Source organism: Mycobacterium sp. PDNC021 (assembly GCF_048282635.1).
Lineage (GTDB): Bacteria > Actinomycetota > Actinomycetes > Mycobacteriales > Mycobacteriaceae > Mycobacterium > Mycobacterium llatzerense.
The window spans coordinates 3,720,907-3,734,018 of record NZ_CP182502.1; the positions used below are offsets into that span (position 1 = coordinate 3,720,907).

At 68.6% G+C, this 13,112-nt stretch carries 10 protein-coding genes; 1 reads left to right on the plus strand and 9 read right to left on the minus strand.

Going from position 1 to position 13,112, the window contains the following annotated elements; translation table 11 throughout:
• Nucleotides 1-3: 3 nt before the first annotated feature.
• The 8 genes from pyrF to ACNO8X_RS17670 form a co-directional block, all read right to left on the minus strand.
• Nucleotides 4-810 carry an orotidine-5'-phosphate decarboxylase gene (gene pyrF / locus ACNO8X_RS17635; protein WP_418002054.1) on the minus strand — a complete coding sequence of 269 codons (807 nt, stop codon included), beginning with the start codon at nucleotides 808-810 and terminating at the stop codon, nucleotides 4-6.
• Nucleotides 807-4,148: a carbamoyl-phosphate synthase large subunit gene (gene carB, locus ACNO8X_RS17640; protein ID WP_418002055.1), complete on the minus strand. Its 3,342-nt coding sequence runs from the start codon at nucleotides 4,146-4,148 to the stop codon at nucleotides 807-809. The genes pyrF and carB overlap by 4 nt, the downstream gene beginning before the upstream one ends.
• Nucleotides 4,148-5,299 carry a glutamine-hydrolyzing carbamoyl-phosphate synthase small subunit gene (gene carA, locus ACNO8X_RS17645; protein WP_260939084.1) on the minus strand — a complete coding sequence of 384 codons (1,152 nt, stop codon included), beginning with the start codon at nucleotides 5,297-5,299 and terminating at the stop codon, nucleotides 4,148-4,150. The genes carB and carA overlap by 1 nt, the downstream gene beginning before the upstream one ends.
• Nucleotides 5,296-5,799: a transporter gene (locus tag ACNO8X_RS17650; protein WP_133763656.1), complete on the minus strand. Its 504-nt coding sequence runs from the start codon at nucleotides 5,797-5,799 to the stop codon at nucleotides 5,296-5,298. The genes carA and ACNO8X_RS17650 overlap by 4 nt, the downstream gene beginning before the upstream one ends.
• On the minus strand, nucleotides 5,796-7,115 hold the full coding sequence (locus ACNO8X_RS17655) for a dihydroorotase (RefSeq protein WP_418002056.1): 1,320 nt from the start codon (nucleotides 7,113-7,115) through the stop codon (nucleotides 5,796-5,798). The genes ACNO8X_RS17650 and ACNO8X_RS17655 overlap by 4 nt, the downstream gene beginning before the upstream one ends.
• Nucleotides 7,112-8,056 carry an aspartate carbamoyltransferase catalytic subunit gene (locus ACNO8X_RS17660; protein WP_418002057.1) on the minus strand — a complete coding sequence of 315 codons (945 nt, stop codon included), beginning with the start codon at nucleotides 8,054-8,056 and terminating at the stop codon, nucleotides 7,112-7,114. The genes ACNO8X_RS17655 and ACNO8X_RS17660 overlap by 4 nt, the downstream gene beginning before the upstream one ends.
• Complete coding sequence (pyrR, locus tag ACNO8X_RS17665) at nucleotides 8,053-8,628, minus strand: bifunctional pyr operon transcriptional regulator/uracil phosphoribosyltransferase PyrR (protein WP_043392696.1); 576 nt, start codon at nucleotides 8,626-8,628, stop codon at nucleotides 8,053-8,055. The genes ACNO8X_RS17660 and pyrR overlap by 4 nt, the downstream gene beginning before the upstream one ends.
• An 88-nt stretch (nucleotides 8,629-8,716) precedes the next feature.
• Complete coding sequence (locus tag ACNO8X_RS17670) at nucleotides 8,717-10,021, minus strand: MFS transporter (protein WP_418005946.1); 1,305 nt, start codon at nucleotides 10,019-10,021, stop codon at nucleotides 8,717-8,719.
• A 137-nt stretch (nucleotides 10,022-10,158) separates the two neighbouring features.
• On the opposite strand from ACNO8X_RS17670, the gene ACNO8X_RS17675 reads away from it, so the two are divergent.
• Entirely contained in the window at nucleotides 10,159-11,373 is a 1,215-nt protein-coding gene (locus ACNO8X_RS17675) for a serine hydrolase domain-containing protein (RefSeq protein ID WP_418002058.1), read from the plus strand.
• A 1-nt stretch (nucleotide 11,374) separates the two neighbouring features.
• Here the strand turns inward: ACNO8X_RS17675 and ACNO8X_RS17680 are convergent, their stop codons facing one another.
• Complete coding sequence (locus ACNO8X_RS17680) at nucleotides 11,375-13,045, minus strand: sulfatase-like hydrolase/transferase (RefSeq protein ID WP_418002059.1); 1,671 nt, start codon at nucleotides 13,043-13,045, stop codon at nucleotides 11,375-11,377.
• Between the last annotated feature and the right edge of the window lie 67 nt (nucleotides 13,046-13,112).

The following is a 13,112-nucleotide window of genomic DNA, read 5'->3' on the forward strand; positions in this document are numbered from 1 at the left end:
GCGTCAGGCCAAATAGGCGACGGCATCGCGCAGCCGCTCCCCCGCGGCCCGCACGGCCGCGACGTCCGGTCCGGCCCGGAGCACCTCGCGCGACACCGCCGGCAGCAGCGTGCCGGGCTGGGCGCCGCCGAGCCCGGCCAGCGCGTCCGGACGGCCGCCCTGAGCGCCGACTCCCGGCATCAGCACCGGTCCGCCCAGCTGGGACAGATCGGGCACCTCCGCCAGCGTCGCGCCGACCACGACGCCCACCGAGCCATCGGCGCCGGCGTTCACCGCGGCGACGGAGTCGACGATCGACTGCGCCACCGTGCGGTCACCGGCCACCGCGCGCTGCACGGAGGCACCCTCCGGATTGGACGTGGCGGCCAGCACGAACACCCCACGGCCATTGGCGGCCGCGACGTCGAGCAATGGCTGCAGCGAGCCGAAGCCGAGGTACGGCGACGCCGTCACCGCATCGGCGGCCAATGGCGAATCACCGGCCCACGCCTGGGCGTACGCGGCCATCGTCGAGCCGATGTCGCCGCGCTTGGCATCGGCCAGCACCAGCACGCCGGTCTCCTGCAGCCGGGCGATGGTCCGCTCCAGGACGGCGAAACCGGCCGAACCGTAGGCCTCGAAAAACGCGACCTGCGGCTTGACGATCGCGAAACCCGCGAACGCCTCGACGCAGATGTCGCTGAACGCTGCCACGCCGTCCGCCGAAACCGGCAGACCCCAGGCCGTCAGCAGCTCCGGGTGCGGGTCGATGCCAAGGCACAGCGGACCTCGCTGTGCCATGGCGGCGCGCAGTTTTGAGCCGAAGCTCACTTGGCACCCAACTGGCTGTGCAGCTCCTGCAGCGACCGGACCCCGATGTCTCCGCGGATGCCGGCCTCGATGCCCTGCACCGCGGCCGAGGCGCCCTGCACCGTCGTCACGCACGGGATGCTGGCCGACACCGCGGCCGACCGAATCTCGTAGCCGTCGATACGCGGACCCGAGTTGCCGTACGGCGTGTTGATCACCATGTCGACCTCGCCGGCCTTGATGGCGTCGACCGCCGACATCGCCGGCCGATCCGGACTGGGTTCCTCGAAGTTCTTGCGCACGACCTCGCACGGAATGCCGTTGCGGCGCAGCATCTCCGCGGTGCCCTCGGTGGCCAGCACCCGGAAGCCGAGATCGGCCAGGCGCTTGACCGGGAACACCAGCGAGCGCTTGTCGCGGTTGGCCACCGACACGAACACCGTGCCGCCCGAGGGCAGCGAGCCGTAGGCCGCGGTCTGGCTCTTGGCGAAGGCGGTACCGAAATCGCTGTCGATACCCATGACCTCGCCCGTCGACTTCATCTCCGGCCCGAGCAACGAATCGACCTGCGAACCATCGGCTTTGCGGAACCGGTGGAACGGCAGCACGGCTTCCTTCACCGCGATCGGCGCGTTGGACGCGACAGTGGCCCCGTCGCCCTCGGCGACCAGGATGCCTTCGGCACGCAGCTGGGCGATGGTGGCGCCCAACATGATCCGGGCACAGGCCTTGGCGAGCGGCACGGCGGTGGCCTTCGAGACAAAGGGCACGGTCCGGCTGGCACGCGGGTTGGCCTCCAGCACGTAGAGCACATCGTCCTTGAGCGCGTACTGCACGTTGAGCAGCCCGACCACGCCGATGCCGTGGGCGATGGCCTCGGTGGCCTTCCGCACGGCGGCGATGTCGGTGCGGCCCAACGTGACCGGCGGCAGTGCACAAGCCGAGTCGCCGGAGTGGATACCGGCCTCCTCGATGTGCTCCATCACGCCGCCGATGTACACCTCGGTGCCGTCGCACAGGGCGTCGACGTCGATCTCGATGGCGTCTTCGAGGAACCGGTCGACCAGCACCGGGTGCTCGGGTGAGAGCTCGGTGGCGCGCTCGATGTAGCCCTGCAGGGTCTGCTCGTCGTAGACGATCTCCATCCCGCGGCCGCCCAGCACGTACGACGGACGCACCAGGACCGGGTAACCGATGTCGGCGGCGATGCGGCGGGCCTGCTCGAAACTCGTTGCGGTGCCGAAGCGCGGGGCGGGCAACCCGGCCAAGCGCAGCACCTCACCGAACTCGCCGCGATCCTCGGCCAGGTCGATGGCCTTGGGGCTGGTGCCGACGATCGGCACGCCGGCCTTCTCCAGCCGGTCGGCCAGGCCCAGCGGCGTCTGGCCACCGAGCTGCACGATCACGCCGACCACACCCGGGCCGCCGGCCCCGGAGGCCTGCTCGGCGTGGTAGACCTCGAGCACGTCCTCGAAGGTGAGCGGCTCGAAGTACAGCCGGTCAGCGGTGTCGTAGTCGGTCGAGACGGTCTCCGGGTTGCAGTTGACCATCACGGTCTCGAAACCGGCCTCGCTCAACGTGGTGGCCGCGTGCACGCAGCTGTAGTCGAACTCGATGCCCTGTCCGATGCGGTTCGGGCCGGAGCCCAGGATCAGCACCTTGGGCTTCTCGGTCTGCGGGGCCACCTCGGTCTCGGCCGCGGGGTCCAGCTCGTAGCTGCTGTAGTGGTACGGCGTCTTGGCGTCGAACTCGGCGGCACAGGTGTCGACGGTCTTGTACACCGGCCGGATGCCGAGCCGCTCGCGCAGCGCGCGCACGCCGGTCTCGCCCGCCAATTCCGGCCGCAGCGCGGCGATCTGGCGGTCGGACAGGCCGCTGTGCTTGGCCCGGCGCAGCAGGCGCTCATTGAGCACTGGGGCGTCGACGAGTTCGCCGCGCAGCGCCACCAGGGTGGCGATCTGGTCGATGAACCACGGGTCGACCCCGGACGCCTCGGCCACGGCCTCGATCGAACCACCAAGGCGCAGGGCCTGTTCGATGTCATAGAGCCGGCCGTCGGTCGCGGTGCGCAGTCCGTCGAGCAGCTCGTCGAGGGTCTTGTCGACATCAAGACCGGTCCAGAAGCCGGCCCGCTTGGTCTCCAGCGACCGCATCACCTTGCCGAGCGCCTCGATGAAGTTGCGGCCCAACGACATCGCCTCGCCCACCGACTTCATGGTGGTGGTCAGGGTCTGGTCGGCGCCGGGGAACTTCTCGAACGCGAACCGCGGCGCCTTGACCACGACGTAGTCCAGGGTCGGCTCGAAACAGGCCGGTGTTTCCTTGGTGATGTCGTTGACGATCTCGTCGAGGGTGTAGCCGATGGCCAGCTTGGCGGCGATCTTGGCGATCGGGAAACCCGTTGCCTTGGAAGCCAATGCACTCGACCGCGACACCCGCGGGTTCATCTCGATGACGATCAGGCGGCCGTCGGCCGGGTTGATCGCGAACTGGATGTTGCAGCCACCGGTATCGACGCCGACCTCGCGCAGGATCGCGATGCCCAGGTCACGCATCTTCTGGTATTCGCGATCGGTCAGGGTCATGGCGGGCGCGACGGTCACCGAATCACCGGTGTGCACACCCATCGGATCGAAGTTCTCGATCGAGCAGACGATCACCACGTTGTCGTGATGGTCGCGCATCAGCTCGAGCTCGTATTCCTTCCAGCCGTAGATCGATTCCTCGATCAGCACATTGGCAGAAGGCGATGCGGCCAGGCCCTCGCCGGCCATCCGCTCCACGTCCTCGTTGGTGTAGGCCATACCCGAGCCCAGGCCACCCATGGTGAACGACGGGCGAACCACCACCGGCAGACCCAGGTCGGCTACGGTGTCGCGGACCTCGTCCATGGTGAAACAGACCCGGCTGCGGGCCGATTCGCCGCCGACCTTGGCGACGATGTCCTTGAACTTCTGCCGGTCCTCGCCGCGCTGGATGGCGTCGAAGTCGGCGCCGATCATCTCGACGCCATACTTCTCCAGCACACCGTTCTCGTGCAGCGCGACCGCGGTGTTGAGCGCCGTCTGCCCGCCGAGGGTGGCCAATACCGCGTCGATCTTGTTCCCGCGCTCGGCCTGTTGCGCAAAAATCTTCTCGACGAAGGCCGCAGTGATGGGCTCGACGTACGTGTTGTCGGCGTACTCCGGGTCGGTCATGATCGTTGCCGGGTTGGAGTTGATCAGGCTGACCTGCAGCCCCTCGGCGCGCAGCACGCGGCAGGCCTGGGTGCCCGAGTAGTCGAACTCACAGGCCTGGCCGATGACGATCGGGCCGGACCCGATGACCAGGATGTGGTTGAGGTCTGTACGGCGCGGCATTACTTATCCCCTGCCATGAGATCGGCGAACTTGTCGAACAGGTACTCGGCGTCGTGTGGGCCGGCCGCCGCCTCCGGGTGGTACTGCACCGAGAAGGCGCGACCGTCGAGCAGCGAAACACCCTCCACCACACCGTCGTTGGCGCAGGTGTGGCTGACCACCGCGCGGCCGAACGGGGTGTCGAACTCTTCCCCGGCTTCACCTTCCAGCGCGAAGCCGTGGTTCTGCGCGGTGATCGCGATACGGCCGGTGGCCTTTTCCACCACCGGGATATTGATGCCGCGGTGGCCGAAGGTCATCTTGTAGGTGGACCGGCCGAAGGCGCGGCCCAGAATCTGGTTGCCGAAGCAGATGCCGAACAACGGAATTCCGGCCGACAGCACCTGCTTGGTGAACTCGACCATGTGGTCGGCGGTCGCGGGGTCACCCGGGCCGTTGGACAGGAACACCCCGTCGACCTTGAGGTCGGCGATCTCGTCGAACGTCACCGACGACGGCAGCACGTGGCTGCGGATGCCGCGCGCCGCGAAGTTGCGCGGGGTGTTGGTCTTGATGCCGAGGTCGATGGCGGCGATGGAAAAGCGGTGCGCCCCATTGGGTTCCACCACATATCCGCCATCGGTGCTGACCTCGCCGGCCAGGTCCGCGCCGAGCATCGACGGCTGGTTGCGCACGCGGTCGACGAGCTCATCGACGGACGCCGGACCCGCGCCTGATGTCGCCGCCAAAGCGGCTCCGCTGAAGACGCCGGCCTTCATCGACCCGAAGTTGCGCAGGTGCCGCACGATGGCACGGGTGTCGACGCCGGCGACACCGACGATGCCCTGACGCACCAGCTCGTCGTCGAGGGTGCCGGTGGCCCGCCAGTTCGAGGCGCGCGGCGACGGGTCCCGGACCACGTAGCCGGCGACCCAGATCTTGTCGTCGCGGCTCTCGTTGTCCTCGCCGTTCCAGCCGGTGTTGCCGATCTGCGGGGCGGTGGCCACCACGATCTGCCGGTGGTAGCTCGGGTCGGTCAGGGTCTCCTGGTAGCCGGACATGCCGGTGGAGAACACCGCCTCTCCCAGGGTCTGGCCCACGGCGCCGAACGGTGTTCCGGTGAACACCCGGCCGTCCTCCAGCACCAGCACGGCGGTCTGGTCACTCGTCACTTACTGTCCTCCTCAACCCATTTGGCCAGTTCGCGACGGTCGTCGCTGCGGAATCCGGTATCGATTTCGGTGCCCGACGGGAGTTGCCACCGGATGGCGAGAATCCCGTCGTAGGTGAGCACCTTGCCGGCGATGGCCCGCTCGGTGCGGATCGCGGTGATGGATTCCTCGGGAATCCAGATCGGGCTGCCGCCGGTGAGCTGCAGCATGATGCCTTCGGGGTAGCGCGTCAGCACGGCCTTGCTGCGAAAGCCGAGGGAGCCCACAGCAATTCGGTCCTGCCAGCTCGGCGTGAAAGTGCTGCCGATGTACATGCCCTTGGTGGCCGAGACCGTCGCCGGCCCCACGGTGTCTGGCAGCGCGGGCAGCAGCCCGACAGCGCCGGCCTGGCGCTGTACCCGGTGCATCCAGCCCTTGAGCATCTGCCGGACCGCGAACCCGAGCAGCACCACCACGACAGCGGCCAGCACCAGGTAGGTGATCAGTGTCGGGGTGTTCACGCCTGACCTGATCCCCGGGTCGCTTCGCTCCTGCCCGCCGGAGACCGCCCGTCGCGCGCGGTCACCTTGCCGCGCAGCATCGTCACGGTGACGGTGGCGGGCAGCGTCATCGACTCGTACGGCGTGTTGTCCGAACGGCTGGCCAGGCCGGTGCCCTGCACCGTCCAGGTGGCGTCGGGATTCACCACGGTCAGGTTGGCGGGTTCGCCGACAGCCAGCGGGCGGCCCTGGTCGGGCAGGCCGACGATGGCGGCCGGGGCCTCGCTCATCACGCGGGCCACGTCGCGCCAGCTCAGCAGGCCGGGCGCCACCATGGTTTCGACGACGACCGACAGTGCGGTCTGCAGGCCGAGCATGCCGGGCCGGGCGTGGGCGAACTCGCACATCTTCTCGTGTTCGGCGTGCGGGGCGTGATCGGTTGCGACACAGTCGATCACCCCGTCGGCCAGGGCCTGGCGCAGCGCCTCGGCGTCGCTGGCCTCACGCAGCGGCGGGTTGACCCGGTTGCGGCCGTCGTAATCAGCCAATCGCGAGTCGTCCAGCAACAGGTGGTGCGGGGTGACCTCGGCGGTGATCGAAATGCCCTGGGCCTTGGCCCACTTGATCAGCTCGACGGTGCCCGCGGTGGAGGCGTGGCAGATGTGCACCCGGGCACCGGCGTCGCGGGCCAGGATCGCGTCGCGGGCCACGATGGACTCTTCGGCCGAGCGCGGCCAGCCGGCCAGTCCCAGCCGGGCGGCGTTCGGGCCTTCGTGCGCGACGGCGTCGACGGTCAGGCGCGGTTCCTCGGCGTGCTGGGCGATCAGGACCCCGAGTCCCGCTGCGTATTCCAGGGCCCGGCGCATCACCAGCGGGTCGTCGACGCAGATGCCGTCGTCGGAGAACATCCGGACCTGCCCGGCGCCGGCGGCCATCAGGCCCATCTCGGTGAGCTGCTTGCCGTCGAGTCCGACGGTGACCGCGCCGACCGGGTGCACGTCGACCAGGCCGACCTGCTGCCCGCGGTGCCAGACGTGGTCGGTGACGACGACGGTGTCGGCGACCGGATCGGTGTTGGCCATGGCGAACACCGCGGTGTAGCCACCGAGAGCGGCTGCCGCCGAACCGGTTTCGATGTCCTCGGCGTATTCGCGGCCGGGCTCGCGCAGGTGGGTGTGCAGGTCCACGAAGCCGGGCAGCATGACCTGGCCGGCGGCCTCGATGACCTCGTCACCGGTCAGGCCGGTCCCGATTTCGGCGATCTGCCCATCGGCGATCAGCACGTCGACCGGATCGCCCTCGCCGTACAGGCGAACGCCACGAATCAAGACACTCATGCGATCACCTCCCGGCCGGCGCCCACGAGAAGCTGGAACAGCACTGCCATGCGCACATGCACCCCATTCGAAACCTGTTGCAGTACAGCTGATTGCGACGAATCCGCGACCGACGACGCGATCTCCATGCCCCGCAGCATCGGACCGGGGTGCAGCACCACCGTGTCCTCGCTCAAGCCGGCCAGGCGCTTCTCCGACAGCCCATAGCGCACCGAGTACTCGCGCGCCGACGGGAAGAACGCGCCGTTCATCCGCTCGGCCTGCACGCGCAGCATCAGTACCGCGTCGGCGGCCGGCAGTTCGGCATCCAGGTCGTGCGAGACGGTCACCGGCCAGTCCGCGACCCCGACCGGCAGCAGCGTCGGCGGCGCCACCAGCACCACCTCGGCGCCGAGTGTCGACAGCAGCGAGACATTCGAGCGCGCCACCCGGCTGTGCAGGATGTCGCCGACGATCACCACCCGCCGGCCCTCGATACCGCCGAGGCGCTGACGGATGGTCAACGCATCCAGCAGGGCCTGCGTCGGGTGTTCGTGGGTGCCGTCGCCGGCATTGATCACAGACGGACCGCCGTGCTCGTCCAGTGTCCAGGCCGCAAGTTGTTGTGCCGCACCGGAAGCCGGGTGCCGGATGATCAGCGCGTCGGCTCCGGCCGCGCGCAGGGTCAGCGCGGTGTCACGCAGCGACTCGCCCTTGGCCACCGAGGATCCCGAGGCGCTGACGTTGATGACGTCGGCGCTCATCCACTTACCGGCGACCTCGAACGACACCCGGGTGCGGGTGGAGTTCTCGTAGAACATGGTGATCACGGTGCGGCCGCGCAACGTCGGCAGCTTCTTGACGTCGCGGCCCAGCAGCGCTTCCCGGAACCTGTCGGCGTCGTCGAGGATGGCCGTGGCCTGTTCGCGACTCAGGTCCGAGGCGGACAGCAGATGCTTCACCTGGTGGGTCCTCCGTAAGGGGCAATGGAGACGTGGTCGTCTCCGCCGTCGGTTTCAGACAAGCGCACCTTGACGTTCTCGCTGCGCGACGTCGGGACGTTCTTGCCGACGTAGTCGGCCCGGATGGGCAGTTCGCGGTGGCCGCGGTCGACGAGGACGGCCAGCTGCACCATGCGGGGGCGGCCGATGTCGCGCAGCGCATCCAGGGCGGAGCGCACGGAGCGGCCGGAGTACAGCACGTCGTCGACGAGGATCACCGTCGCGTCGTCGATGCCGCCCTCCGGAATCGAGGTCGAGGCCAGCGCCCGCGGCGGCTTGAAGTTGAGGTCGTCGCGGTACAGCGTGATGTCGAGCGCTCCGGTGGGCAATTCGGTACCGGAGAATTCCTTCACCTTCTCGGCGATCCGGGCGGCCAGGGTGACACCGCGGGTCGGGATGCCGAGGAGCACGACGCGCGGTGCGTCGGGCGCGTCGAGCGCGGTCTTTTCGATGATCTGGTGCGCGATGCGCGAGATGGTCCGGCCGACGTCGGCGGCGGACAGCAATTCCCGGTCGGTGGGGTCACCGGACACGCCAGTTTCGTGAGCAGCCACGAGTACCTGACCTCCTTCTCCGCCTCTCTGGACGGATCGTTAAAGGACGTCTAACTAGCCGCGTAGCTTAGCAGGCCGCCACCGCGTCGCCGTCAGGCATGGTGTCCTGCGCTTCGTCGAGCACCGCCCCCCGGGTTTCCGGCAGCACCAGCGTGCACACGATGCTGACCAGCACGAAGACGGCGATCATCAGGCCAACGGCCCAGCTCCCGAGGGCGGCCACCAGCGGCCCGGCGACCAGCGGCGGCAACGCACCGCCGACGATCCCGGCGAGGTTGAAGGCCATGCCGGCACCGGTGTAGCGGTAGCGGGTGGCGAACGTCTCAGGCAGGAACGCCCCGATCGGTCCGTAGGCGAGCCCGAAGATGCAGAAGATGCCGGCGATCGCCACCGCGAAGGCCACCGGGGACCCGGAGTCGATCAGCGGCATGACGAGGAATGCCCACGGCAGCGCCAGCCCGAAGCCGACCAGGATGATGCGGCGCCGGCCGTACCGGTCGCACAGCACGGCCGAGATCGCCGAGAACACCATGAGCGATACGCCCGCGAGCACACCGACGGCGAGGATCAGGGTCCGCGGATGGTGGATGCGGGTGCTGGCGTAGCTCATCAGGTAGGTACCGCCGAGGAAGCTCATGGTGAAGATGCCGACCATGCAGCCGGCACCGAGCAACACCTGCTTGCTCTGCCGGCGCATCAGTTCCGACAGCGGCGCCCGGGGCACCGTGCCCCGCTGCTGCTCCGCCACGAACACCGGGGTCTCGTCGATGCTCAACCGGACGTACAGCGCCACGGCCAGCAGCACCGCGCTGAACAGGAACGGCAGCCGCCAGCCCCAGTCCAGGAACACCGGGCTCTTCTCCCCGATCGTCACATTGGCGATCAGCACCACCAGGTTGCTGACCGCCAGGCCGGCGCCCGCGCCCAGTTGGGTGAACATCCCGTACATGCCGCGTTTTCCGGACGGGGCGTATTCGGCGGACAGCAGTGCCGAACCGGCCCATTCCCCGCCCACCGCGAAGCCCTGGAAGACCCGCAACGTGAGCAGGATGATCGGCGCGGCGATGCCGATCGACGCCGAGCTGGGCACCAGGCCGACGCCGACGGTGGACAGGCCCATGATGAGCAGCGTCGCGACGAGAGTCTTCTTGCGGCCCAGGCGATCTCCGAAATGCCCGAAGACGGCCGCGCCGATCGGGCGGGCCAGGAACGCGACTGCGAAGGTGGCCAGCGACGAGATGGTCGCCATGGCCGGCGGCAGGTTCGGGAAGAACACCTGCGGGAAGATCAGCGCCGCGGCGGTCCCGTAGATGTAGAAGTCGTAGAACTCGATCGCGGTGCCGATGAAACTGGCGAACGCCACCTTGTTCATCGGCGTGTGCGGGGTCGACGGGTCTGCAGCCACGTCAGGCAGTATCGCCTACCGCCGGTCTGCTGCTGATCGATTTACTTCCCGATGGCTCGGATGGCGCCGCGAGCGCCCCGCTGTCACCGGCTAACGTGACCGGGGTGAATCTCGACGCGAACACCGAATCGGTCAGCGCGGCGATCGACACCGGCCTGCTGGCCGGGGCGGTCACGCTGGTGTGGCAGGACGGCGCGGTCCGGCAGGTCAACACCCTCGGTCACCGCGACGTGGACGCCAAGCTGCCGATGGAGCGCGACACCGTGTTCCGTATCGCGTCGATGTCCAAGCCCGTCACCGTTGCCGCCGCGATGACGCTGGTCGACGAAGGCCGGCTGGCACTGTCCGATCCCATCGCGAACTGGGTGCCCGAGCTGGCGAACCCGCGCGTGATGACGACCCTCGACGGGCCGTTGGACCGCTCTGTGCCTGCGCGACGGCCCATCACCATCGAGGATCTGATGACCCACCGCGGCGGCCTGGCCTACGGGTTCACGGTGCCGCCGCCACTGGGCAAGGCCTACAACAAGTTGCAGTCGCTGCAGGATCCGGACCGCTGGCTGGCCGAGCTCGGCCAACTGCCGCTGGCGCACCAGCCCGGTGACGCGCTGACCTACAGCCAATCGACCGACGTGCTGGGCTTCATCCTGTCCCGCCTCGAAGGCAAGCCGCTGCCAGATGTGTTGGCGGAGCGTATCTTCAAGCCGCTCAACATGGTGGACACCGGTTTCGCGGTGACGCACTCGGGCCGGCGCCGGGCCGCGACCATGTACCAGCTGGCCCCGAACGGGGACACGCTGACGCTGCAGCCCGGAAAAATGGGGCCGCCCCAGGTGATGCCGCCGACGTTCTGCGCCGGCGGCGGCGGGCTGTGGTCGACCGTCGACGACTACCTGACGTTCGCGCGGATGCTGCTGGCCGGCGGCGAGGTCGACGGGGTGCGGGTGCTGTCCGAGGAATCGGTGGCGTCGATGCGCACGGACCGGCTCACCGCCGAGCAGAAGCACCAACAGTTCCTGGGCGCGCCGTTCTGGATCGGCCGCGGCTTCGGGTTGAACCTGTCCCTGGTCACCGACGAGGCGAAGGCCACACCGTTCTTCGGTCCGGGTGGCCCGGGCACGTTCAGCTGGCCGGGCGCGTTCGGCACCTGGTGGCAGGCCGACCCGAGCGCGAACCTGATCCTGATCTACCTGATCCAGAACCAGCCGGAGCTCAGTGTGGACGCCGCGGCCGCGGTCGCCGGCAACGCCTCGCAGGCCAAACTCCGTTCGGCGCGACCGAAATTCGTGAAGCGGACGTACCAGGCGCTGGGCTTGTAAGTCAGCCCGCCCGGGCGACGGTGAGCCGCTGCATGTCGGCCATGCCCTGCTCCTGGGCATCGTGCATCCAGGCCGGCAGCGGTGCCCGCAGCTCGGGCAGCACCTCGTTGTCGAGCAACCCCTGCAGCTTGGCCTGCTTGCCGCTGCGACCCGCTTGGTTGTCGAGTTCCTGCGCGCCCGAGGGCGACTCGTAGTCGTAGAGCTCGTAGTCGATCTTGCGGGTGCGGTCGGTCTCCATGCCGCCGGGCTGCCAGTACGAGTAGCGGCCGAACTTCGCGTCGGGCGTCCGGACCGCGACAATGTGGCTGGGCGCCGACGTCGGAATCTCGGTGGAGATCGGCCCGCCACCCATCATCTTCTGCACCGCAGGCGATTTCATCAGGGCCGCCATTTCTTCCACGGACATGTCATCGGTGGCGTGCGCGACCCAACGGCGCCCCGCCGCACCGGGATTCGCGGCGATGGCGGCGATGTCACCCCGCGCCTGCAGATAGCTGAAGCGGCTGTCCGAACGCCAGCCGTTGCCGCCGGTGGCGACGGTCAGCAGCAGCGGAGCGATATCCACGCTGGAGGTCAGCTGGCCGCGGCGCTCGCCGGGCTTGGGGGTCAGGTGGCCGGCGGGGTCGTGCACGTACAGCGGCACCCGGATCGACTCTTCGTAGATCGCCGCGCCCTTGCCACGCAGGCCGTGCGAGCCGGCGTACTCGCCGTGGTCCGAGGTGAACACCACGACGGTGTCGCGCTCCACGTCCGGGCGTGACGCCAGAGTGTCCAGCACCCGGCCGATCTGGACATCCACCTGCTGATGCAGCCACAGGTAGTTGTCGAGGCACCGGGCCCACTGCGACGCCATCTCCGGACCTGAGTACGGCACCGGGCCGGTCATCAGCGGCGACATGAAATTCATGTAGTCGATCTGCAACTGCGGCTTACCGCGGCGGCGCATGTCCTCGGGCGTCTCGAAGTTGACGGGCATCCCGGAGAACACGTGCGGAACATCGTCCGGCAGTGGGTTTCTCGGCCACCAGCAGATGTCGTGTGGATTCACCAGGGACACCGTGGTGCACCACGGGCCGCTGCCGGCGTGGTCGGCGAACCAGCCGTCGAACTGGTCGACGATGGTGTGGTCGACCTGCAGACCCTGGTTCGGGCCGCCATTCGGCGACGGATATGTGCCACCCGAAAAACCGTGTGCGTCAAGGCCGTCCGGGGTGGTGTCGGAAATCTGGCCCAGGTGCCACTTGCCCCACCACCACGTCCGGTACCCCTGCTCGCGCAGCATGGTGCCCCAGGTCGGGAAGCGGGGCGCCAACGTGGATTCAGTGGGTCCCTCACCGGTGTACAGGCACCCCGTCTGGTGCGAGTAGAGCCCCGTGGTCAGGACGCCGCGCGACGGCGTGCACATGTTGGATGCCGAGTAGTGCCGCTCGAAGGACACGCTGCGCTGCCGGAGCCGGTCCAGGTTGGGCAGCAGTTCGCCGAGCCGTTTCGCATCGGGAAACCATTGGGGCGCGCGCATCTGGTCCACGATGACCACCAGGATGTTGGGCCTGCCCGCCGAATGCTCGCGGCCAGCGCGGGACAACAGCTGGTAGCCGCCCACTCCCGCCGCGGCCACCCCCGCTGCCGCCGCTGTGCCCTTCAGAACTGTGCGCCGGTCGATGTCCGCCATGAGGCCAGCCTAGGAGCCATCGATTAGAGCGTGCTGTGAATGCCGGGATGGGCGACATGCCATAGGC

Excerpts from the sequence above, each read along its gene's own strand:
- carB (WP_418002055.1), bottom strand. The coding sequence starts at position 4,148 with ATGCCGCGCCGTACAGACCTCAACCACATCCTGGTCATCGGGTCCGGC.
- ACNO8X_RS17655 (WP_418002056.1), bottom strand. The coding sequence starts at position 7,115 with ATGAGTGTCTTGATTCGTGGCGTTCGCCTGTACGGCGAGGGCGATCCG.
- ACNO8X_RS17670 (WP_418005946.1), bottom strand. The coding sequence starts at position 10,021 with ATGAACAAGGTGGCGTTCGCCAGTTTCATCGGCACCGCGATCGAGTTC.
- ACNO8X_RS17680 (WP_418002059.1), bottom strand. The coding sequence starts at position 13,045 with ATGGCGGACATCGACCGGCGCACAGTTCTGAAGGGCACAGCGGCGGCA.